This is a genomic window from Sphingomonas radiodurans, from assembly GCF_020866845.1.
Taxonomy (GTDB): Bacteria; Pseudomonadota; Alphaproteobacteria; order Sphingomonadales; family Sphingomonadaceae; genus Sphingomonas; species Sphingomonas radiodurans.
In genome coordinates, this window is sequence record NZ_CP086594.1 from 3230993 (window position 1) to 3251670 (window position 20678).

At 65.5% G+C, this 20678-nt stretch carries 18 protein-coding genes and 1 pseudogene; 5 read left to right on the forward strand and 14 right to left on the reverse strand.

Annotated features, from left to right (window positions below; all coding sequences use genetic code 11):
* Positions 1 to 19 precede the first annotated feature (19 nt).
* Entirely contained in the window at positions 20 to 406 is a 387-nt protein-coding gene (locus LLW23_RS15205; protein WP_228946338.1) for a response regulator, read from the forward strand.
* 11 nt (positions 407 to 417) lie between these two features.
* Here the strand turns inward: LLW23_RS15205 and LLW23_RS15210 are convergent, their stop codons facing one another.
* A complete protein-coding gene (locus LLW23_RS15210) occupies positions 418 to 1356 on the reverse strand; it encodes a D-2-hydroxyacid dehydrogenase (protein WP_228946339.1) in 939 nt (312 codons plus the stop codon).
* Positions 1357 to 1404: 48 nt separating this feature from the next.
* Between LLW23_RS15210 and LLW23_RS15215 the strand changes: the two genes are divergently transcribed.
* Positions 1405 to 2364 (forward strand): M48 family metallopeptidase, encoded by a 960-nt coding sequence (locus LLW23_RS15215; RefSeq protein ID WP_228946340.1) that lies wholly within the window; start codon positions 1405 to 1407, stop codon positions 2362 to 2364.
* Positions 2365 to 2379: 15 nt separating this feature from the next.
* Here the strand turns inward: LLW23_RS15215 and cysS are convergent, their stop codons facing one another.
* The 3 genes from cysS to LLW23_RS15230 all read right to left on the reverse strand — a co-directional run bounded on the left by cysS (position 2380) and on the right by LLW23_RS15230 (position 5970).
* The gene (cysS, locus tag LLW23_RS15220; RefSeq protein WP_228946341.1) at positions 2380 to 3807 is read right to left on the reverse strand and encodes a cysteine--tRNA ligase; all 1428 of its coding nucleotides are present in this window, start codon (positions 3805 to 3807) and stop codon (positions 2380 to 2382) included.
* A gap of 83 nt (positions 3808 to 3890) precedes the next feature.
* Positions 3891 to 5243, reverse strand: a complete 1353-nt coding sequence (locus LLW23_RS15225; protein ID WP_228946342.1) for a sensor histidine kinase — start codon at positions 5241 to 5243, stop codon at positions 3891 to 3893.
* Entirely contained in the window at positions 5227 to 5970 is a 744-nt protein-coding gene (locus LLW23_RS15230) for a response regulator (RefSeq protein ID WP_228946343.1), read from the reverse strand. Before LLW23_RS15230 ends, LLW23_RS15225 begins: the two co-directional genes overlap by 17 nt.
* Before the next feature lie 230 nt (positions 5971 to 6200).
* Here LLW23_RS15230 and rpsU point away from each other — a divergent pair, with 230 nt between their 5' ends.
* Positions 6201 to 6407, forward strand: coding sequence for a 30S ribosomal protein S21 (rpsU, locus tag LLW23_RS15235; protein ID WP_228946344.1), 207 nt, complete (start codon positions 6201 to 6203; stop codon positions 6405 to 6407).
* Between the two features lie 82 nt (positions 6408 to 6489).
* Positions 6490 to 7083 carry an FKBP-type peptidyl-prolyl cis-trans isomerase gene (locus tag LLW23_RS15240; protein ID WP_228946345.1) on the forward strand — a complete coding sequence of 198 codons (594 nt, stop codon included), beginning with the start codon at positions 6490 to 6492 and terminating at the stop codon, positions 7081 to 7083.
* Positions 7084 to 7453: 370 nt separating this feature from the next.
* Here LLW23_RS15240 and LLW23_RS15245 read toward each other — a convergent pair whose 3' ends face one another.
* The 8 genes from LLW23_RS15245 to LLW23_RS15280 form a co-directional block, all read right to left on the reverse strand.
* On the reverse strand, positions 7454 to 9541 hold the full coding sequence (locus LLW23_RS15245) for a catalase (protein WP_228946346.1): 2088 nt from the start codon (positions 9539 to 9541) through the stop codon (positions 7454 to 7456).
* Positions 9542 to 9693: 152 nt separating this feature from the next.
* A complete protein-coding gene (gene gyrB, locus LLW23_RS15250; protein ID WP_228946347.1) occupies positions 9694 to 12186 on the reverse strand; it encodes a DNA topoisomerase (ATP-hydrolyzing) subunit B in 2493 nt (830 codons plus the stop codon).
* Positions 12187 to 12238: 52 nt separating this feature from the next.
* Complete coding sequence (locus tag LLW23_RS15255; protein WP_228946348.1) at positions 12239 to 13501, reverse strand: MFS transporter; 1263 nt, start codon at positions 13499 to 13501, stop codon at positions 12239 to 12241.
* Positions 13502 to 13570: 69 nt separating this feature from the next.
* On the reverse strand, positions 13571 to 14365 hold the full coding sequence (locus LLW23_RS15260) for an OmpA family protein (protein WP_228946349.1): 795 nt from the start codon (positions 14363 to 14365) through the stop codon (positions 13571 to 13573).
* An 84-nt stretch (positions 14366 to 14449) separates the two neighbouring features.
* Positions 14450 to 15493, reverse strand: coding sequence for a DNA replication/repair protein RecF (gene recF, locus LLW23_RS15265; protein WP_228946350.1), 1044 nt, complete (start codon positions 15491 to 15493; stop codon positions 14450 to 14452).
* A gap of 189 nt (positions 15494 to 15682) precedes the next feature.
* Positions 15683 to 16738 (reverse strand): ribonucleotide-diphosphate reductase subunit beta, encoded by a 1056-nt coding sequence (locus LLW23_RS15270; RefSeq protein WP_228946351.1) that lies wholly within the window; start codon positions 16736 to 16738, stop codon positions 15683 to 15685.
* A gap of 65 nt (positions 16739 to 16803) precedes the next feature.
* Complete coding sequence (locus LLW23_RS15275) at positions 16804 to 17004, reverse strand: hypothetical protein (protein WP_228946352.1); 201 nt, start codon at positions 17002 to 17004, stop codon at positions 16804 to 16806.
* Positions 17001 to 17306, reverse strand: coding sequence for a hypothetical protein (locus tag LLW23_RS15280; protein ID WP_228946353.1), 306 nt, complete (start codon positions 17304 to 17306; stop codon positions 17001 to 17003). Before LLW23_RS15280 ends, LLW23_RS15275 begins: the two co-directional genes overlap by 4 nt.
* Positions 17307 to 17374: 68 nt before the next feature.
* Between LLW23_RS15280 and LLW23_RS15285 the strand changes: the two genes are divergently transcribed.
* Complete coding sequence (locus tag LLW23_RS15285) at positions 17375 to 17626, forward strand: DUF2171 domain-containing protein (protein ID WP_228948602.1); 252 nt, start codon at positions 17375 to 17377, stop codon at positions 17624 to 17626.
* Positions 17627 to 17782: 156 nt separating this feature from the next.
* Here the strand turns inward: LLW23_RS15285 and LLW23_RS17630 are convergent.
* Together LLW23_RS17630 and LLW23_RS15295 are read right to left on the reverse strand one after the other, a co-directional pair.
* A pseudogene (locus tag LLW23_RS17630) lies at positions 17783 to 18226 on the reverse strand (endonuclease domain-containing protein); the annotation flags it as partial.
* A gap of 46 nt (positions 18227 to 18272) precedes the next feature.
* Complete coding sequence (locus tag LLW23_RS15295) at positions 18273 to 20165, reverse strand: ribonucleoside-diphosphate reductase subunit alpha (RefSeq protein WP_228948603.1); 1893 nt, start codon at positions 20163 to 20165, stop codon at positions 18273 to 18275.
* Positions 20166 to 20678: the final 513 nt, after the last annotated feature.

The window sequence follows — 20678 nt, forward strand, 5'->3', positions numbered from 1 at the left end:
GCCTCTTCGGCCCGCGGCCATGAACGTGTTGTTCATCGAAGATGACCGGATGAACCGCCGCGTGGTTCGCGATATGCTTGAAGTCGCTGGTGCCGACATGGTCGAAGCCGAAAGCGCCGAGGAAGGGCTGCGGCTGATCGACGCGAACGACTACGACATCCTGCTGGTTGATTTGCGCATGCCCGGGATGGATGGGATCACCGCGATCGGCCACATTCGTGCGCGGAATGACTACAAGGGCCGCGTACCGATCATTGTCGTGACGGCGGACACCGCGATTGACCTGCGAGAGAGATGCATCGCTGCCGGGGCGAATGAAGTGATCTTCAAGCCCGTCGCGATGGACAATCTGTTCGACGCGATGGGCCGCGTGCTTGCGGCCAACGATGATGGGCTGATCGGCTAACCCGCTCCGCGTCAGTAACCGCGATCAAGATCGGCGACGTTTTCCATCGGCTCGCCAGCACGGAATGCTGCCATATTGCGCAGGAAAAGCGCTGCGGCGCGCTGGAACATCTTGGTCTGGCTGCGGCCGGATAGGTGCATGGTGATCATGCAATTCGGCGCCTTCCAAAGCGGATGGTCGGCCGGCAGCGGCTCCGGGTTGGTCGGATCGAGGAACGCGCCGCCGATTTTGCCGCTGTGGAGCGCCGCAATTAGCGCGTCGTCGTCGATCATGTCGCCGCGCGCGATATTGATCAGCCAGGCGCTGCTCTTCATCGCCGCCAATTCATTCGCGCCGATCATGGCCTTCGTCTCGCCCGTCGACGGCGCGGCGAGGATCACCCAGTCGAAGGTGCCGATCTGGTCACGCCAGACATCCGGGGTCAGCGTTCCGTCGCTGCCTGATCGCGTCACGCCGGTAACGGTGACGCCAAAGGCCTCAAGCCGCTCGCCGATGAGCCTGCCGATTGCACCTAGGCCGACGATCAGCGCCTTGGTCTCGAATAGCTCGATCTTGCCCGGCGCGTCCGCCGGCCATTCGGCGCGATCGTGCGCGCGGATCACTTCGTCAAAGCGCTTGGCTGCGGCAAGGACGCCTAGCACGGCATATTCGGCGACTGCCAGCGCGTTGATTCCCGCGCCATTGGTCAGGATCGTGCCCTTTGCACGGAGCACGTCGAGCGGGAATGCGTCCAACCCAGCGTAGATCGTCGAGACCCACTTGAGGTTCGGCCCCGCGCCACGAAGTGCCTCGTCCATCAGCCGCGCGGGCTGCATGTCGATCCAAGCAATGTCTGCGTCCACGATCATCTGCTTCGCCTCGGCCGCTTTGCTCCACCATGCGACCTCGAGGTCCGTGGGCAGCTGCGGTTCGAGGATCGGACGGGCGAGCGCGGGGAGGACAGCCTTCATGACGATGCGTGATAGCGCGTGTCGCAAGGCTCGCCTATCGGGGTTGATGTGAAGCTTGTCCTCCTCGCCGCCCTCCTGCTCGCTGCCCCGCCAGCCGGCCTTAACGTCAACGATCTGAATGCGTTGCGTGCAATCGACCTGCGGCTGGCGACAATTGTTCATCGGCTCGCCACCGCCAATGCCCCCTTGTGCCGCGAACAGGCGCCGGCGACGGGCCTCGTCCTGCACGCGGTGAACCAGTATGATTCGCAGACTGCCGAGGCTGCCCGCGCGACGTTTGGTTTTGCGGTGCCGATCGGCGTGGAGGCTGTGGTCGCCGGTTCCGCGGCTGCGCGTGCGGGGATCCAAACGGACGACGGCGTAGCTGCGATTGGGGGCCATCCACTCACTGAGGAGGCGACCGCGCCTTCTAGCACCGATCGGGACCAAGCGCTCGAACTGCTGGCGACGCAGGGGGAGCACTTACCGCTGACAATCGTGCGCGACGGCCGCCGGCAGGATGTCACGATCTCCGCGCCGCGCGGCTGCCGAGCGCGCTACGAAGTCATGCTTGGACCGGAGATGACGGCGCAATCGGACGGTCGGATCATCCAGATCGGCGTCCGTTTCTTCGAGCGGTATCGCGATGACGAGACCGCGGTGATCGTCGCACACGAGCTTGCGCACCTGATCCTGCGCCATCGCGCGCGGCTGGAGGCGGCCGGGGTGAAGGGCGGCCTTCTCGGAGAAATCGGTCGCAACGCGCGCATCGGCCAACTAGCCGAGACCGAGGCCGATGTGCTCGGCGTCACGTTGCTGCATAATGCGGGCTACGATCCAGAGTCAGCGGCGCGGTTCTGGCAGGAACGTGGCTCGGACATCGACGGTGGGCTGTTTCGCAGCCGCACGCATCCGGCGACAGAGAAGCGTATAGCGGCGATCCGCGCGGCGGTGGCAGCGATCCCGGCGGGGGCGGGCGTGTACGTCCCACCAATCCTGTCCGCGCGCGATCAGCCGATGGGGAAGTAAAGGTCGGTCGCGGCGTCAGCCTGTCATTCGCCAGTCCCAGCCAAGCGGATCGCCGTCCATCACCTCGACACCCGCTTTCACAAGCTCGTCGCGGATCGCATCCGAAGTGCCGAAGTCCTTCGCTTCCCGCGCTGCCCGCCGCTCCGCCAACCGCGCTTCGATCGCCGCGACGTCGATCGTCGCCGTAACCGGCCGCACACGCAGGTCTGCCCGCGTCAACTGATCGAGTGGCAATCCGAGTATAACCGTGAAATCCTCCAGCGCCGCCAGCCGATCGCCCGCTGACATCGATTTGTCTCCGACCAACGCGTCCAGCAACGGAAGCGCCTTGGGCGTGTTCAGATCGTCCGAAACCGCCGCCTCGAGTTGCCTGCGATAGGCTTCGGCCGATCCCTTCGCCGGCTCGTCGCGGCGCGAACGTAGCGCTTCAACCGCCTGTACCAGCCGCTTCAGCCGCACCTGCGCCGCGCCGAGGTTCTCCCACGAGAACTCCAGCTCGCTGCGATAGTGCGCCTGGAGGCACAGCATCCGGTACGACAACGGATGGAAACCACGATCAACCAGCGCCTGCAGCGTCAGGAAGTCACCCGAAGATTTGCTCATCTTCCCCGTGCGGTCGACGAGGAAGTTGTTGTGCATCCAGAAGTTCGCGCCGCTGTCGCCGCAGCCGCAATGCGCCTGGTTCTGCGCGATCTCGTTGGGATGGTGGATCTCGCGGTGGTCGATTCCGCCGGTGTGGATATCGAACCCGTCGCCGAGATACTTCCGGCTCATCACCGAGCATTCGAGATGCCATCCCGGCGCGCCGCGGCCCCATGGCGAATCCCATTCCATCTGCCGGTTTTCCCCCGGCGGCGACGTGCGCCAGATCGCGAAATCCTGCGCGTGACGCTTGCCCTCGACCGGATCGATCCGACCCTCGCCGACATCGTCGGCCGACCGCGCGAGCCGTCCGTACTCCGGGACCGTGCTCACATCGAAGTAGAGGCCGCTCTCCAAACGGTAGCAATGCTTCGCTTCGATCGCGCGCGCGAAGTCTAGCATCTCGGCGATATGATCGGTCGCCAGCGGGAGGTGCGTCGGCGCGCGGATGTTGAGGTCTACGAGGTTCTGCTTGAAGGCCTCAGTATAGTGGCGCGCAATTGCCCAGATATCCTGCCCCGAGCGCTTCGCTGCTGCCTCCATCTTGTCGTCGCCGGCGTCAGCATCCGACGTCAGATGCCCGACGTCGGTGATATTGATGACGTGGGTGAGATCATGCCCCTTCCACGTCAGCACGCGCGATAACGTGTCGGTGAAGACGTATGCGCGCAGATTGCCGACATGCGCGTAATTGTAGACCGTCGGGCCGCACGAATAGACGCGCACGCCCGCGATGGGATCGAGCTGGGAGAAGGCGCGCATCGAGCGCGACAGGCTGTCGTAGAGCGTGAGCTGCGTCATGGCGGCGCATCTAGCGGCCAACCGGCCGCGCCGCAAAGGGGCCGGCGGCGTGGGCGTTTCGGTGGTGCCGGTTGCGCGATCCTTCAGCGCGCGATCGGCAAGGTCAGCGTCGCCAGCCCACCGCCGCCGGCGCGGTTCGTGAGCGACGCGCTGCCGCCGTGGCGTGCAGCGATCGAGCGGACGATCGCTAGCCCCAGCCCGGTCCCGCCAGTCGACCGATTGCGGGAGGCCTCGCCGCGGACGAATGGATCGAACAGGCGCTCGACCTGCATCAGGTCGATCCCTGGCCCCTCGTCCTCGACCGACACGATCGCGCGCTCGCCCTCGGCGCGCCAGCGCACCGTGGCCTGATCGCCATAGCGCACGGCATTGCCGATCAGGTTCGCGATCGCGCGACGCAGGCTGCGCGGGTCGCCGCGCACCACGAGCCGAGGGCCGCTCTCGATCGTGACTGCGTGGCCGCCGACCTGCATATCCTCGACCAGCGAATCAAGCAGGCTGGACAGCTCCACGAGCGTCGAATCGCGTTCCCCGGATTCGTCGCGCGCAAAGGCAAGCGTGTCGCTAATCATCGCGCGCATTTCGTCGATGTCGCGGGTTGCGCGCTCGCGGGCTTCATCGGGCAGTTGCTCGATCCAGAACGACAGGCGCGCCAGTGGCGTGCCGAGATCGTGCGCGATCGAGGCGAGCATCCTGGTGCGCGCTTCGGCATGGTTCGCCAGCCGATCGTGCATCGTCGCCACTGCCTCGGTCAGCGCGCGGACTTCGCTTGGCCCGTTGCGTGGGAAGGGGGGGCGGACCGCGCCAGCGCGGGCGGCCTCCGCAGCGACGGCGAGCTTTCGGAGCGGTCGGGTGATGGCGCGCGCCATGAACCATGCGGGCAGCGCGAGCGCGAGCACTGCGAGCAGCATCGCCAGCAACGTTGCCTTGTGCCAGCCGGTCAACCACGGGCGCGGACCGGGGCGCACCACGCGCCAGCCGTCGTCGGCCCGCCACGCGACGGTGAATTCGCCAGTGATTTCCCGCCGCAGGAACGGCAGCTGACGATCGGTCAGTGCGATCACGCGGTCAGGCGTCGTTTGCAGCAATTCGGCGAGCTGCGCCTCGATCGCGGGCAGGCGGCCCTCGATCAGCCGGGCGCGGGGCGGGGTGCGGCTGCTGGTGACGATCAGATGGCGGCGTTCGTCCGCGAAGACTTTGCGGAACCTGCGCGGGAAGGGCGGCATATCGTCAGCCGAAGTGGAGCGGACTTCGCGGCCGGACAGTTCGCTTGCAATCACGTCCAGCCGCGTCGGCATCGGCATCGGCGGCGGGCCGTTGTAGGTGACGACGAACAGCACCACGGTTGACGTCAGGACTGCGCTGATCACCAGCGCCAGGATGGCGACGGCGATCGGACGGCCGCCGCGGCGCGTCACGTCAGCGCCGCTCGACATCGGCGACGAACATATAGCCTTCGTTGCGCACCGTGCGGATCAACTCGGGCCCGGCGCCCTCGCGGGACAGCTTGCGGCGCAGGCGGCTGACCTGCACGTCGATCGCGCGGTCGAACTGTTCGGCGTTCAGCCCGCGCGACAGATCGAGCAGCTGATCGCGGGTCAGCACGCGGCGGGGATGTTCGATGAAGGCGATCAGCAGTCGGAACTCGCCGTCCGACAGGTTGATCTCGACATGCTCGGGATCAAGCAGCTGCCGCCCCACCGCATCGAGCCGCCAGCCGGCGAACCGCAGATATTCGCGCTTGCCCGGCCCCGTGCTGTTCGCCGCGGTCGTCGCCTTTCGGCGCAGCACCGAACGGATCCGCGCCAGCAATTCGCGCGGGTTGGCGGGCTTCGCGATATAGTCGTCGGCGCCCAGTTCGAGCCCGACGATCCGGTCGATCTCCTCGCCGATCACCGACAGGATGATCACCGCCGGGCTCGTCGCACGATCGAGCGAGCGCAGGATCGTCAGTCCGTCCTCACCCGGCATCATCACGTCGAGCACGATCAGCTCGTAACTCTCCATCGCCAGCGCGCGCCGCATTTCCGCACCATCGGCAGCGGTGTCGACGAGATAGCCATGCGTGGCGAGAAAGCCCGCGGTCAGCTCGCGGATACCGGGATCGTCGTCGACGATCAGCAGGCGGGTTTCGATGTCCAAAGTGTCGGCGTTTGCAATCATGGCCCTGCAATGATGGCGATGCGTATCCAGCAGGTTTCAATGCTGCAACAAATGCGAACACCGCAAGAATATGGCTCGTGCGGTACGCTCCTTCGCTGAAAACCCCAACCCGCATCGCCGAACCGACCGGTTGCGCGGGCGTGGACCGGGTGTTAGGGGCGCGCGGTTCACGGCGCGGGCCTCGTCCGCGGCCGTAATTGCCGTTTTTCAATCCGGAGAAGTGTCGGTTTATGCAGATCATGGTTCGCGAAAACAATGTCGATCAGGCGCTGCGCGTGCTGAAGAAGAAGCTGCAGCGTGAAGGCGTGTACCGCGAAATGAAGCTGCGCCGGCATTTCGAGAAGCCGTCGGAAAAGCGCGCGCGCGAGCATGCTGCCGCGATCCGTCGTTCGCGCAAGCTCGATCGCAAGCGCCTGGAGCGTGACGCAGCACGGTAAGCCGTCGCTTTCGTTCGAACCTTTCACTATCGTTGCTGCACACAGGCGCGGACCATCGCGCCGGAATTGATCGGGGATCGCCATGTCGACCGTAACCGCCGTTCCAATCGCCGCGGTCAAGCGCAGCTATGTGCTCTGGCTTATCGTGGGCATCATCGCCGCCGTGGTCGCCGCTGCTGCGCTCGCCGTTCAGGGTGACGACTTCATGGCCCGCAATGCGCGCGCCAAGGGCGTCGTCTCGACCGCATCGGGGCTGCAATATCAGGTGCTGACGCCCGGCGCCGGCGCGAAGCCGACCGACACCGATGTCGCGCTGGTCAATTACGAGGGCAAGCTGCTCGACGGCACCACCTTCGACAAGTCGCAGCAGCCGACGCCATTCCCCGTCACGGGCGTCGTGAAGGGCTTTTCCGAAGGCCTGAAGCTTATGCCGAAGGGTTCGAAGTACCGCTTCTGGATCAAGCCCGAGCTTGGCTATGGCGCCGAGACGAAGGGACCGATCCCCGGCAATTCGACGCTGGTGTTCGACGTCGAGCTGCTCGACTTCCTGCCCGAGGCGGTGATCCGTCAGATGCAGCAGCAACAGCAGATGATGGGCGGCGGCATGCCCGGCGGCCCAGGCGGTCCCGGTGCTCCGGGTGGGCCCGGCACGCCTGGCGGCCCACCGCCGCGCTGATCCGTTCAATAAGGCAAACGGTTGGACCACCCCGGCAGGCGCCGGGGTGTTTTTTTGTTGTGCTTGCGGGTTGTTAGGTGAGGTCTTCGCGGCTCGGCGGGCGCGAGACGATTGCAGGGATTGCAATCGAATGTTGAGGAAGTTGAGGCTGTGGCTCGGTTTTTTCCAACAACCCTCAACATTCACCGGCTGACGATGGCAGCGGACTTTGGCAGGCATGGCATGACGCATTTCGCCGTAATGCCACGCCAGTATCGCTGTAGGACACCAAAAGCCGTGGATCGGCGGTTTTCACAAGCACCCTGATAATCGACTGATCAGGCGAAGACGCGGCTGGCTGCATGAACCGAGCAACCAGCCGCAACCGACCTCATGCCAGCGTGCGTACCTTTGGTTCACGATCCCAGTAACGCTTCTTGGCAGCATCGACGAAGCCGTCCAGGTTCGTAATGCCCTCGTCCACCTCGACGCCCGCCTTGTCGAGAAGCGGCTGGGCGTCAGCGTTGGCGCCGATCGCCTTGAGATGGCCGAATGCGTCCATGACCCACTGGACCGCCGCAGCTTCCTTGACCAGCTTGGCGCACGCCTCGGCTGATAGCACCAGCGCCACCGCATCGAGCGTGACCGAGGGCTGACCGAATAGCTGCGCGTCGGCTGCCACCGCCGAGCCGTCGGATAGCGGCACCTTGCCGACCTTGGGCGCCACCAGCTTCGCGGTTCCCTTCGCGGCCGCAATTGCCGTGGTCAGCGTCGCCAGGGCACTCGCGTCCGTGCCATCCGCGATCAGGATCCCGACCGTCCGGCCTTCGAGCGTTTCCTTTTCCAGCGGCCCGCGGATGATGCGCAGCGCCGGCGAGACGTCCATGTCGAGCACGGGCGCAGCCGTCGGCGAGGCGGCGGGCAGGTCCATCGCGAGACCATCGGCGACGCGGGTCGCCAATCCCTCGTCGACGTTGCGCAGGTTCGCCACCACCGCTTCGCGGATGTGCGGGATCGACACCTTGGATAGTTCGAACACCAGCGCCGACGCGAGATGCGCGGCCTCGGCCGGGTCTACCGAACGGAAGAACAGCCGCGCCTGGCTGTAATGGTCGGCGAAGCTTTCGGGCCGCACGCGCAACTTCTGTCCCTGCTCCTCGGACGGGAAGGTCTTGTAACCGTTCTCCGGATCTTCGCGCGCGCCGGCCGGCTCGCCTGCCTTGGCGAGGCTGTTGGGCTCGTAGTTGGCGCGTCCCTTAGGTACCGCCATCTGCATGTGGCCGTCACGCTGCTGGTTCAGGAACGGGCAGCCCGCCGCTTCGGCACGGCCCTTCGCCTGATTGATCGGCAGCTGATGGAAGTTGACGCTGCCCAGCCGCGACAATTGCGTGTCGGTGTACGAGAATAGCCGGCCCTGGAGCAGCGGATCGTTCGAGAAGCCGATCCCCGGCACGACATGGCTCGGCACGAATGCCGCTTGCTCGGTTTCGGCGAAGAAATTGTCGGGATAGCGATCGAGCACCATCTTGCCGACGATGCGGACCGGGAGCACCTCCTCGGGGATGATCTTGGTCGCGTCCAGCACATCATATGGCTGGCTGTTCGCGAAGTCCTCGTCGAACAGCTGCACGCCGAGATCCCATTCGGGATAGTCGCCGCGTGCGATCCGCTCGAACAGATCGCGTCGCTGGAAATCGGGATCTGCGCCGGCGATCTTCACCGTCTCGTCCCAGATCGTCGACGCGAGCCCAGCGCGCGGCTTCCAATGGAATTTAACGAAGGTGCTCTTCCCCTCCTTCGAGATGAAGCGGAAGGTGTGGACACCGAACCCCTCCATGTTGGCGAAGGTGCGCGGCAGCGTCCGGTCCGACATGGCCCACATGATCATGTGGGTCGCTTCGGGCATCAGGCTGATGAAGTCCCAGAAGGTGTCGTGCGCGGTCGCGGCCTGCGGATAGCCGCGGTCGGCCTCCATCTTGGCGGCGTGGATCAGGTCGGGGAACTTGATCGCATCCTGGATGAAGAACACCGGAATGTTGTTGCCAACCAGATCCCAATTGCCTTCGCGCGTGTAGAATTTAACCGCGAAGCCGCGCACGTCACGCGGCGTATCGACCGATCCAGCGCCGCCAGCGACGGTCGAAAAGCGGGTGAACACCTCGGTGCGTTGCCCCTTCTTTTGGAACAGATCGGCACAGGTGATGTCTGCCAGACTCTCGGTGCACTCGAAATAACCATGCGCCGCCGATCCACGCGCGTGGACGATCCGCTCCGGAATGCGCTCGTGATCGAAGTGATTGATCTTCTCGCGATAGACCTCGTCCTCCAGCAACACAGGACCACGCGAGCCCGCCTTCAACTGGTTCTGGTTATCGCTGACTGGTGTGCCGTGGTTGGTCGTCAGTACCGGATGATCGGCATCGGTGGTCTGGTGGGTCTCGCCACCAGAGGTTGGGTTCACGGCGATGGTGTCGGTCATGATCGTCCTTGCACACTAAGAAAGGCGATAACGAACCGACACACGACATGTTGCGGTAGATCAGTCTTAACCTGGAGCAAGCAGCGTCGCGACGTGACGCACGACGGATACGCGATCGACCAACGTCGATCGTAATCAGCTCAGCCCGCTCATCAAACGTCCAAATTCGCAACGTTCAGCGCATTCTCCTGAATGAACTCGCGGCGTGGCTCCACCGTGTCGCCCATCAGCCGCGTGAAGATCTCGTCGGCCACGTCGGCCTGATCGATCGCGACCTTCAGCATCGAGCGGTTGTGTGGATCGAGCGTGGTTTCCCATAACTGGTCGGCGTTCATCTCGCCGAGGCCCTTGTAGCGCTGGATCGCGAGGCCCTTGCGGCCGGCTGCGAGGATCGCGTCGAGCAGCTGCGAGGGGCGCGCGACGAGCGTTTCGCCCTTGCCGATCACGAAGCCTTCGGCCTCCTCGGCCTCCTCCGCCGCAGCATCTTCAGCCGCGGTCGTCTCGCTACGGTCGGCCGATTTGATCGACACGAGCTTGCGCGCGGCGACATATAGCTCGGCCTGTTCGGCGGCGAGCGTGTGCAGCTTGCGCGCCTCGGCCGAAGCGATGAACGCCGCCTCTATGATGTGGTGATCGGTGACGCCGCGCCAGAAGCGTTCGAAGTGGAAGCCGCCTTCCTCCGTCATCCGCGCCGTCCAGCGCGCTTCGGGATCGCCCACGTCGAGCCGGCGGGTGACTTCGGCAAGCCGATGCGCGCGCTCGTCACGTCCGATTTCCGGGTCGAGCGCGCCGCCAAGCGCCAGCGTTTCGATGATAACGGGATCGTAGCGCCGCGGCACATAGCGCATCAGCGTGCGCATCCGCCGCGCATGTTCGACCAGCGCCACCAGCGGCGTGCCCGAGCCGATGCCGTCCAATGTCGTGCCGTTCGCGCCGTTTCGGACGAGGTAATTGTCGAGCGCGGTCTCATCCTTGAGATACTCGATCGCCTTGCCGCGCGTCGCCTTATAGAGCGGCGGCTGCGCGATGTAGAGGTGCCCGCCGTTGATGAGATCGGGCATCTGGCGATAGAAGAACGTCAGCAGCAGCGTGCGGATGTGCGCACCGTCGACGTCAGCGTCGGTCATGATGACGATCTTGTGGTAACGCAATTTGTCGAGGTTGAACTCGTCGCGGCCGATGCCGGTGCCCATCGCCTGGATCAGCGAGATGATCTCCTTCGACGAGAGCATGCGATCGGTGCGCGCGCGCTCGACGTTGAGGATCTTGCCACGGATCGGCAGGATCGCCTGGAATTCGCTGTTGCGGCCCGATTTTGCCGAGCCGCCGGCCGAATCGCCCTCCACGATGAACAGTTCGGACTTGGCGGGATCGCGCTCGCGGCAGTCGTGCAGCTTGCCGGGCAGGCCGGTGACGCCCATCACCGTCTTGCGGCTGGCGTCGCGCGCCTTGCGCGCGGCCTCGCGCGCCGAGGCGGCGTCGATCACCTTCTGGATGATCTGGCGCGCGTTCTGCGGATTTTCCTCGAGCCAATCGGCCATCTTGTCGGCGAGCAGGCTTTCGAGCGGCTGGCGCACCTCGCTGCTGACGAGCTTGTCCTTGGTCTGCGACGAGAATTTCGGATCGGGCAGCTTGACCGAAACGATCGCGGTGAGGCCCTCGCGCATGTCGTCGCCGGTGAGCGCGATCTTCTCGCGCTTCAGCACGCCTGATTTCTCGGCGTAATTGTTGAGCGTGCGGGTCAGCGCCGAGCGGAAGGCTGCGAGGTGGGTGCCGCCATCACGCTGCGGGATGTTGTTCGTGAAACACAGGACGTTCTCGTAATAACTGTCGTTCCACTGCAGCGCGACATCGATGCCGATATCGTCGCGCTGGCCGTGGATTGCGATCGGCTCCGGGAACAGCGGCGCCTTGGTGCGATCGAGCCAGCGCACGAACGCGGCGATCCCGCCTTCGTAATAAAGCTCGACCGTCCGCGGCTCTTCATGCCGTGCGTCGGTAAGGAACAGCCGGACGCCGGAGTTGAGGAAGGCGAGTTCGCGGAAGCGGTGCTCGAGCTTGTCGAAATCGAACTCGACGATCTTGAACGTGGCGGGCGAGGGGAGGAAGGTGACGCGCGTGCCTTTCTGCCCCTCGGCGGCCTTGCCGACGACCTTCAGCGGGGCGACGGCATCGCCGAATGCGAAGCGCATGTAATGCTCCTCGCCGTCGCGCCAGATGGTGAGATCGAGGAACTCGGACAGCGCGTTGACGACCGAGACGCCGACGCCGTGGAGGCCGCCGGAGACCTTGTAGGCGTTGTCGTCCGACGTATTCTCAAATTTGCCGCCGGCGTGGAGCTGAGTCATGATGACTTCGGCTGCCGACACGCCTTCCTCGGGGTGGATCCCGGTCGGAATGCCGCGGCCGTTGTCGGTGACGCTAACCGAGCCGTCAGGGTTCAGCGTGATGTCGATCCGGTCGCAATGGCCGGCGAGCGCCTCGTCGATCGCATTGTCCGAAACCTCGAACACCATGTGGTGGAGGCCCGAGCCGTCGTCGGTATCGCCGATGTACATGCCGGGCCGCTTGCGCACCGCGTCCAGGCCCTTGAGCACCTTGATCGAGGAGGCGCCGTAATCGTTGGAATTCTGCTGTTCTGCCATGCCAAGCATATAGGCATGAGTGCGGTGTAACGGAAGCGAAATGGGTGCGCGATCAGGCCGGTGCGGCGGCGGCCTGAACATGCGGGAGGGGGCGTTCGCGCAAGCTGAGGAACAGCAGCGCGGTCATGCCGAGCGCGGCGGCGGCGAGCGCCAGCGCGGAGCTGTAATTGCCGGTCGCATCGTGCAGCCGGCCGAACGCGGTGATCCCGATCGCTGTACCGATCAGCGTGATCATGATGAGCAGGCCATAGACCTCGCCATAGGCGCGGATGCCGAAGAGCCGCGCGGTGAGGAACGGCAGCAGATCATGCTCCGCACCGTTCATCAACCCGGCGAGGAAGACGAGCGCGAGCAGCAGCGGCAGGCCCGGCTCGGGCAGCTGCAACGCGACGAAGGCGAGGGTCGAAATCGCAGCGAAGGCGGCCGCGGTCGTCTGAGGGCGGAAGCGATCGACCAGAGCGCCCATCACGAGCCGCCCGACCACCTGGCTCGCGGCGAAGCTGGTGACGAGCAGTGCCGCCTGTGCCGCGCTCAAGCCGCGATCGATCCCGAACGGCACGAGCGAGGTGACGAGCCCGATGCTCGCGACATTGATGAGCGCGCCGCACAGGCCGAGCCGCCAATAGCGCCCGTCGCGCCGCGTCTCCGCGCCCGTCATGCCATCGACCGGCTGGGTGGCGAGCGGATCATCGTGATCGCGCCGCGTGGGTGCGGCCGAGACGCCGCGCAGCAGCAGCAACACCGCGGGCAGCGCAAGCCCGCCGACGACGATGCACAAGGTGAGGAAACCGATCCGCCACCCGTATGCGGCGATGACGGCACCGAGCACTGGGGCGAGCGTGAGCGTGGTGATTGAAATGCCCGAAGTCGCGATGCCGAGCGCCATGCCGCGGTGCGCGACGAAGCGCTGCGCGATCAGCTTGCCATAGACGATCGCGCTGGTGCCGGGCACCGCCAGCGCCAGCCCGAACACGAGCACGCGATATTCCCAAAGCGGCCCGCTCATCGCGGCGAGCCCGGCATAGACCGCCGCGAGCAGCAGCATCGCGGCGATGATCATCGGCCGCGCGCCGATGCGATCGACCAGCCGCCCGAGGAACGGCACCGCTAGCCCGCCGAGCAAACCAACGCCGGCAGCGGTGGCGATGTCTCCGCGGCTCCAGCCGAATTCAGCGATCGGCCCGACGACGAACAGGCTCGACAGGTTCTGGAACAGGCCCGGCCCGAAGCCGATGCCGACCATCGCCGCGCCGACCACCGGCCACCCGCGACGCCACTCGCCCGGCTCCCCGGGTCGTCCTGTGCTGCTCTCCATGCTCGCGATGGTAGCGCGGTCGGCCGCGGCGTCCACCCCGCGCGTGACGGGGCGGACGCCGGGCCGCGATCAGCCGCCGTCCTGCGCGAAGCTTTCGGCGCGCTGGCCGAGCAACGTCACCTCGACGCGGCGATTGCGCTGCATCCCGGCCGTGCTCGTGTTGCTCGCGACGGGCTGGCTTTCACCATGCCCCTCGACCGAGAAGCGCGCGCGGGTCACGTCCATCTGGTCGAATGCGCCGCGCACCGCATCGGCGCGACGCAGCGACAGCGACTTGTTGTACGCGTCCGAGGCGCGCGAATCGGTGTGGCCGTCGATCGCGACGCGCACGCCAGGGTTGTCGCGCAAGTAATCGGCGAGCGGACGGAGCCGATCGATCGCGCCGGGGCGGAGCGTTGCGCTGTCGGTGTCGAACAGCACTTCCTCGCTCAGCGTCATGGTCGCGCCGCGCGGCGTCTGGCGGAAGCCATAGTCGCGCATCGCGCGGCGATCCCACCGGCCGGGGCCGGCGTCGACGCCGCGATCGGGCAGCGGCACCGCGACCGCGAACCCGACATCGCGGCGGTCCCAATCGAAGCGCGCGCGGGCAGGGCCGGCGGTCTGGATGAAGGCGCGGTTGGCGGCGTTCGCCTCGCGGCGGCCGATCACGCGATCGCGGTTCCAATCGAAGTTGCGCAGCACGAAGGCACGCCCGCGCAGGCTTGCGCGCAATTCAGGGAGCAGCACCGGCACGCCGGGGCCGACGAGCCGCCAAGCGCCGCTACCGGGGCGGCCGCCGCTCCAGTCCCAGGCGCGTTGCGCGCTGGCAGGCAGGGCGGTGGTGACGGCGGCGAGGCCGAGCGTCGCAAGGATCAAATTACGCATCACTGTTCTCCGTAGCCCCCGCTACGGTGCGACAGATGCGGCGCGGCGCTTGAACCGCGCATGATCCCGGATGACAGCCGGCGTTCAGCCGAGCGCGATGCGTGTCGCGCGATCGTCGATCGCGGCGAACAGCGCCGGCTCGGTGCCGGTCATCCACACTTGCGCGTGGCCGGCGAGGCGATCGAACAGCGCGGCGCGGCGTGCCGGATCGAGGTGCGCCGCCACCTCGTCGAGCAGCAGGATCGGCGGCTGCCCGCGTCGCTCGCCGACGAGCGCGGCATGCGCGAGCACGATGCCGAGCAGCAGCGCCTTCTGCTCGCCGGTCGAGGCCTGCGCGGCGGGGATTTGCTTGTCGACATGCCGCACGGCGAGGTCGGCGCGGTGCGGGCCGGTCAGCGTTCGGCCGGCGGCGGCGTCGCGGCCGCGACCGCTCGCCAGCGCGTGGAGCAGCGCGGCGGCGTCACCGGCCCAGCCCTCCAACACGAGGTGCGCGCGGGGGAAATCGCCGCCGGTTTCCTGTGCGAGGCGTTCGGAGAGCGTGGCGACCGTCTCGCTCCGCGCCGCGGCGATCGCGGCGCCATGCTGCGCCATTTGCGCTTCGAGCGCCGACAGCCAGTCGCGATCGGGCGCTGGCTCGGCGAGCAGCTTGTTGCGCGCGCGCATCGCCGCTTCGTAGCGCGTCGTTTCGAGCGCATGGCCGGGCGACAGCGCGAGCGTCAGGCGATCGAGGAAGCGCCGCCGCTCGCTCGCCGGCTCGACGAACAGCCGATCCATCGCCGGGGTGAGCCACAGGACCGACAGCCATTGCGCCAGCGTGTTGGCCGCGCCGGCTGCGCCGTTGAACCGCACCACGCGGCGTTCGGGCGCGGCGGCAAGCGTGCCGGTGGCAAGCTCGGTCGCGTCGCCGAGCGTCGCGGCGACACCGAAGCCGCCGGGGCCATTGCGGCGCGCGATTTCGCTCAGCGCCGCCCGCCGAAGGCCGCGGCCGGGGGCGAGGAGGGACACGGCTTCAAGGACGTTGGTCTTGCCGGCGCCGTTGGGGCCGGTGAGGATCACGAAGCCCGGCTCGGGCGTGAGCGCCAGGTCCGCGTGGCTGCGGACGTCGGTTAGGACGAGCCGGCGGATCATCGAAGGTGCGGGGTGGGAGACATCGGGCCGAGTGCGCCTACGTCATTCCCGCGCGGGCGGAAATCCACTCTGTCATGCCGGGCTCGTCCCGGCATCCACGGTGCGGCACGCCCCGAAGCGTCGAATGCGCGGGACGGTGGATGCCGGCACAGGGCCGGCATGACGAAGGAAGGGTCAGTGAGCGGCCTGTTACTCGGCCGCCACGCCGGCGTGCGAGAACATGTCGCCACCGTCGCCCAGTTCCTCGTTCGCGGCGGGGCGGGCCTTGGCCTTCTTGCGCATGTCGAACGAATCCCACACGTCGTTCCACTGGCCCTTCGTGGCGGCCTTGGAATACTCGGTCGCGCGCTGCTCGAAGAAATTGGCGTGCTCGACACCGTTGAGCATCGGCGCGAGCCACGGCAGCGGATGTTCGTCGATCATGTAGATCGGCTTCAGGCCAAGCTGCCCCATCCGCCAATCGGCGATGTAGCGGATGTACTTCTTGATCTCCTTGGGCGTCATGCCGTTCACTGGGCCCATCTCGAACGCGAGGTCGATGAAATTGTCCTCAAGCCGGATCGTCGTCTGGCACACGTCGGCGATGTCGTCCTTCACCGCCTTGGTCAGGCACTGCCGCTCCTGGCAGAAGGTGTGGAACATCTTGATGATGCCCTCGCAGTGCAACGTCTCGTCGCGGATCGACCAAGTGACGATCTGCCCCATGCCCTTCATCTTGTTGAAGCGCGGGAAGTTCATCAGCATCGCGAAGCTGGCGAACAGCTGCACGCCCTCGGTGAAGCCGCCGAACATGGCGAGCGTGCGCGCGATATCCTCGTCATTATCGACGCCGAAGTTCTGCATGTAATCATGCTTGTCCTTCATCTCGGCATATTCGAGGAAAGCGCCATATTCGCTTTCGGGCATGCCGATCGTGTCGAGCAGATGGCTGTAGGCGGCGATATGCACCGTCTCCATGTTGCTGAACGCGGTCAGCATCATCTTGATCTCGGTCGGCTTGAACACGCGGCCGTACTTCTCATGGTAGCAATCCTGCACCTCGACATCGGCCTGGGTGAAGAAGCGGAAGATCTGGGTGAGCAGATTGCGCTCGTGATCGGTCAGCTTCTGCGCCCAATCGCGGCAATCCTCGCCCAGCGGCACTTCTTCGGGCAGCCAGTGAAGCTGCTGCTGACGCTTCCAGAATTCGAACGCCCAGGGGTATTCGAACGGCTTGTACTGCTTGCGGGCTTCGGTGAGGGACATGGGTTACTCCGGGACGGTAAGGTGAGAATTCGTGAGTCTTGAGCATGTTGCAATGGGGCTCGGAATCATCCCTCGGCGCTCCACCGCACCATGGCAGTGGCGCTCATCGCGAGGACGATGCCGCCCGCGAGCGCCATGATACCGATCATGCGAAACGCGTAGATCTGGCCATCGCTCCGCGGCCGGGCGAGCGCGAGCAGCAGCCCCGCGCCGAGCAGCGCGAACACCAGCGCGACCGCGTACATGGCAAGGATCTGCCAGCTCATCGCCGAACGCGCCGGCTGACATAGACGGTTCGCGTGCTCCGCGCGCCGACGCCGAGGAAGACGATGCCGACGAAATAGCCGAAATCGTACCAGCCGCCGTTGTTCGGCACGGCATAGATGGCGACGTCCGGCATCACGACGCTTGCCACCCAGGCGACCGGAAAGATGAAGCCGTGCCATAGGCCGAGCAGGAAGCCGGGGGTGGCGGCGGCCTGGTTGACCGCGGACGGAACCTGGCGCGCGCAGGCGGCAAGGAGGAGCGCGATCGCGACGATGCCTGCCCGGTTGAAGACGCGCATCATGCGATCCCTCCGATGCATCCAAAGCCCGCATGTGTCGTTGTGTTGCCGAACCGACCAGGAGACTGACGATGCACGATCACAGCAACATCAAAGAGCATATGACGGTCATCGGTGCCGATGGCGTCCATGTCGGCACGGTTGATCATATCGATGGCGAGCGGATCAAGCTGACCAAGACCGATAGCCCATCGACTGAAGATGGGACTGGCGGCAAGCATCATTACCTGCCGGCCGGCCTCGTGGCAGCGATCGAGGGCGATACGGTGCGGCTGTCGGCCACGGCGCAGAACGCGGTCGACATGTTCGAAGAGGACGCGTGAAACCGCTTTCCCTCTCCCCTTGTGGGAGAGGGAGGGGCCCGCTGCCGCAGGCAGTGGGAGGGTGAGGGGGCCGTCCATCAGGGGTGCCTTTTGCGTTAGTGCCTGCGTGACTGCCGCAACGACGCCGTCAATGTTCTCGATGACGTCGCGATTGGAGAAGCGGATCACGCGATAGCCTTCGGTTTCGAGGAAACGGGTGCGGCGGGCGTCTTGTTGTTCGCGAGTCGCGTGATCGTCGCCGTCGACTTCGATTATCAGCTTGGCGCCGTGCGAGCAGAAGTCGGCGTAATAGCGGCCTAGCGGCACCTGGCGGCGAAAGCGCGCGTCCGGGCATGCTTCGTGCAGTGCGCGCCATAAGCGGCGTTCCGGTTTGCCCATTGCTTGCCGCAGTTCGCGCGAGCGGTTCACGGTATTAGCGGGCAGGCGCTGGCGCTTGGTCAGGCCTTCTTCATTGCCCCTCACCCTTCCCACGCGCTGCGCATGCAGGCCCCTTCCCTCTCCCACAAGGGGAGAGGGAGTTGGCGCGTCACTTCCCTCTCCCCCTGTGGGAGAGGGAGGGAGCGCCGCAGGCGCGGAAGGGTGAGGGGGCGTGTTTGTCATGACCTATCCTCGGCCACATCATCAGCCGTCGCCGGCTAACTCTGCGTTATTGGCAGGCGAGACACTCGTCATAATCGGTCGTCGCGAACTCATATTTCGGCTTCTCGAGCGTATTATCCGCCTCGACCCCGCCCGCGAACCCAGCCCGCTGAACACTCTTCGAGCGCAGATAATACAGCGACTTGATCCCCAGCTCCCACGCGCGGAAGTGGAGCATCAGCAGATCCCACTTCTCGACGTCGGCGGGGATGAACAGGTTCAGCGACTGCGCCTGATCGATATACGGCGTGCGATCGCCGGCGAGTTCGAGCAGCCAGCGCTGGTCGATCTCGAAGCTCGTCTTGTAACAATCCTTTTCCTCGGCGCTGAGGAAATCGAGATGCTGGACCGAGCCGCCCTGTTCGAGGATCGAATTCCACACAGCGTCGGAATTCTTCGCCTTTTCGATCAGCAGTTTCTCGAGATACGGGTTCTTCACCGAGAAGCTGCCCGAGAGCGTCTTGTGGGTGTAGATGTTCGCCGGGATCGGCTCGATGCACGCGCTGGTGCCGCCGCAGATGATGCTGATCGACGCGGTCGGGGCAATTGCCATCTTGCAGCTGAACCGCTCCATCACGCCCATGTCGGCGGCGTCGGGGCAGGGGCCGCGCTCGATAGCGAGCTGCATCGAGGCTTCGTTCACCTGGCTGCTGATCTGCTTGAACATCTTGAGGTTCCAGCTCTTCGCCATCGCGCCTTCCATCGGCAGGCCGCGCGCCTGGAGGAAGGAGTGGAAGCCCATGACGCCAAGGCCGACCGACCGCTCGCGGCCCGCGCTGTACGCGGCGCGTTCCATGCCGGGTTCGTGGCGGTCGATGTAATCCTGCAGCACATTGTCGAGGAAGCGCATCACGTCTTCGACGAAGCGCTTGTCGTCCTTCCACTGATCCCACGTCTCGAGATTGAGCGAGGAGAGGCAGCAGACCGCGGTGCGATCGTTGCCGAGATGGTCGCGGCCGGTCGGCAGCGTGATCTCGCTGCACAGATTCGAGGTCGAGACCTTGAGGCCAAGATCGCGGTGATGCTTGGGCATGTTCTTGTTCACGTGATCGGCGAAGACGATGTACGGCTCGCCCGTCGCGAGCCGCGTCTCGACCAGCTTCTGGAACAGCGAGCGCGCGTCGAGCGTGGCGCGTACAGTGCCGTCCTTGGGGCTCTTGAGCTGCCATTCGGCGCCGTCACGGACGGCTTCCATGAAGGCGTCGGGGATCAGCACGCCGTGGTGCAGATTGAGCGCCTTGCGGTTGAAATCGCCCGATGGCTTGCGGATCTCGAGGAACTCTTCGATCTCGGGGTGCGACACGTCGAGATAGCAGGCCGCCGAGCCGCGGCGCAGCGAACCCTGGCTAATCGCGAGCGTCAACGAATCCATCACGCGCACGAACGGGATGATGCCGCTGGTCTTGCCGTTCAGGCCGACCGGCTCGCCGATCCCGCGCACGTTGCCCCAATAGGTGCCGATCCCGCCGCCGCGACTGGCGAGCCAGACGTTCTCGTTCCAGGTATCGACAATGCCGTTGAGGCTATCGGGCACGGAGTTGAGATAGCAGCTGATCGGCAGGCCACGCCCGGTGCCGCCGTTCGACAGCACCGGCGTCGCAGGCATGAACCAAAGCTGCGAGATGTAATCGTAGATGCGCTGCGCATGCGCGGCATCGTCGGCATAGGCGCTGGCGACGCGAACGAAGAGATCCTGATAGTTTTCGCCCGGCAGCAGATAGCGATCGTTCAGCGTGTCCTTGCCGAAATCGGTGAGGAGCGCGTCACGCGAATGATCGACCTCGACCGGATAGGGCTGCTGGCGCACGGATTTGCTGTCGCGCTCGGCCGTGCCGGTCGCATTCGTCGCTTCCAATGTGTCGGTCGCCATGTTCGCCTCACTCGCGTCTCTGAAATCCATCGCCACCGCTTCCTCGTTCTTCATTCGTTCGAATCGGAGGCGAGCCCCCATCCTACACCGGAGCCGCCCTGCCTGTGAGAACAAAATGAGACCGTCGCCGCGAAGAAGCGGCGCAAAACGCCGTCTCCACGATATAGGGTCGCATCGGTCCTTCTACCAGCGATTGGGTCCGCCCCCGTCTCCAACCCCTACTGATTGTGGCAGCAGGCGCGCGGTGGCAAGCAGGTAATGCATTGCGCGGGCTGCGGTTCATCGCGGCATCGCCACGTTCCACACGCGGCGCGTCAAGCGACGCGCGGACTTCCGCCGCGTTCGTGAATTGCAAGGCCCCCGGGGCCCCGCGAAAATATTCTTATTGGTCGGCCGGCATGGCAGTCGCCGCTCGTGGCGGCCTGATTCCGCTCTTGATTTGCGCGCCTAAACCAAATCAGGCGCGCTCGATCTTATCGGCGCTTCGCCGTGCGGTTGCTGCAGGCGGGTGTAGAAGAAGCAGGGCGGGTCAAGCACAAGGCC